This window comes from Rudaea sp. (assembly GCF_036383415.1).
In the GTDB taxonomy this organism is placed as follows: Bacteria; Pseudomonadota; Gammaproteobacteria; order Xanthomonadales; family Rhodanobacteraceae; genus Rudaea.
The window spans coordinates 1-1855 of sequence record NZ_DASVOK010000493.1 but is presented as its reverse complement, the minus strand read 5'-3'; the positions used below and the strand labels follow the sequence as shown (position 1 = coordinate 1855).

The 1855-nt window shown below is 63.9% G+C and carries 1 protein-coding gene; it reads right to left on the bottom strand.

From position 1 onward, the window contains the following. Window positions 1–1855, bottom strand: a 1855-nt coding sequence (gene secA, locus VF497_RS17895; RefSeq protein ID WP_330891312.1) for a preprotein translocase subunit SecA, incomplete at both ends; no start/stop codon positions are given.

The window sequence follows — 1855 nt, the reverse complement described above, 5'->3', positions numbered from 1 at the left end:
GTCGTCGAACTCGAGCAGGTTCTTGCGGATGTCGAAGTTGTGCGCTTCGACCTTGCGCTGCGACTTCTCGATCACGCGCGTGATCATCTTGTCCTCGAGCGCCTCGTGCTCCTTCATGCCGAACAGCTGCATCCAGCGCGTGATCCAGTCGGGCGCGAAGATGCGCATGAGCGAGTCGTCGAGGGAGAGGTAAAAACGGCTCGAACCCGGATCGCCCTGGCGACCCGAGCGGCCGCGCAGCTGGTTGTCGATGCGGCGCGATTCGTGGCGCTCGGTGCCGATGATGTGCAGTCCACCGGCGGCGAGCACCTGCTCGTGGCGCTGTTTCCAGTCGGCCTTGAGTTTTTCGCGATCGGCGTCGGTCGCGTCTTCGGGCAACGCCTGCAGCTCGGATTCGAGCGAGCCGCCGAGCACGATGTCCGTGCCGCGACCAGCCATGTTCGTGGCGATCGTCACCGCGCCGGGGCGACCGGCCTGGGCGACGATCTGCGCCTCGCGCTCGTGCTGCTTGGCGTTGAGCACTTCGTGCGGAATCGGCGGCTTCTGTTTGCGCAACTCGTTCGAAAGCAGCTCGGAAGTCTCGATCGAGGTGGTGCCGACGAGCACGGGCTGGCCTTTCTCGTGGCATTCCTTGATGTCCTCGATCACCGCTTCGAACTTGAACGGCTGCTTGAGGAAGACGATGTCCTGGTTGTCCTTGCGCACCATCGGCTTGTGCGTCGGGATGACGACGACTTCGAGGCCGTAGATCTGCTGGAATTCGTAAGCTTCCGTGTCGGCCGTGCCGGTCATGCCGGACAGCTTCTTGTACATGCGGAAATAGTTCTGGAACGTGATCGAGGCGAGGGTCTGGTTCTCGCGCTGGATCGGCACGCCTTCCTTCGCCTCGACTGCCTGGTGCAGTCCGTCGGACCAGCGCCGGCCGGCGAGCGTGCGGCCGGTGAACTCGTCGACGATGATGACCTCGCCGTCGCGCACGATGTATTCCTGGTCGCGGCGATACAGCGTGTTCGCGCGCAGCGCGGCGTTCAGGTGATGGACGACGGCGAGATGCTTGGAATCGTACAGCGATTCGTCCGCGCCGATGATGCCGTCGGCGCGCAGCACTTCGTCGGCATGCTCCATGCCCTGCTCGGACAAGTGCACCTGCTTCTGTTTCTCGTCGACGAAGTAGTCGCCGGCGCCTTCTTCGGTTTCCTGTCGGGTCAGCTTCGGCACGATGCGGTTGATGCGCGCGTAGAGCTGCGGCGAATCGTCGGACGGGCCGGAAATGATCAGCGGCGTGCGCGCCTCGTCGATCAGAATCGAGTCGACTTCGTCGACGATCGCGTAGTGCAGGCCGCGCTGGTAGCGTTGTTCCTTCGACAGCGCCATGTTGTCGCGCAGGTAATCGAAGCCGTATTCATTATTGGTGCCGTAGGTGATGTCGGCGGCGTAGGCCGCGTGCTTGTCGGCATGATCCATACCCGGATAGACGACGCCGACCGTGAGGCCGAGGAAGTTGTAGACCTTGCCCATCCACGCCGCGTCGCGGCGGGCGAGGTAGTCGTTGACGGTGACGACGTGCACACCCTTGCCTTCGAGCGCGTTGAGGTAGACCGGCAGCGTCGCGACCAGGGTCTTGCCCTCGCCCGTGCGCATCTCGGCGATGCGGCCCGAGTTGAGCACCATGCCGCCGATTAGCTGCACGTCGTAGTGGCGCATGCCGAGCACGCGCTTCGACGCCTCGCGCACAGTGGCAAAAGCATCAGGCAGGATGTCGTTCACCGTCTCGCCGGCGGCGAGACGTGCCTTGAGTGCATCGGTGCGCGCGCGCAATTCCTCGTCGGACAGCGCCTGCATGGACGGCTCGAGC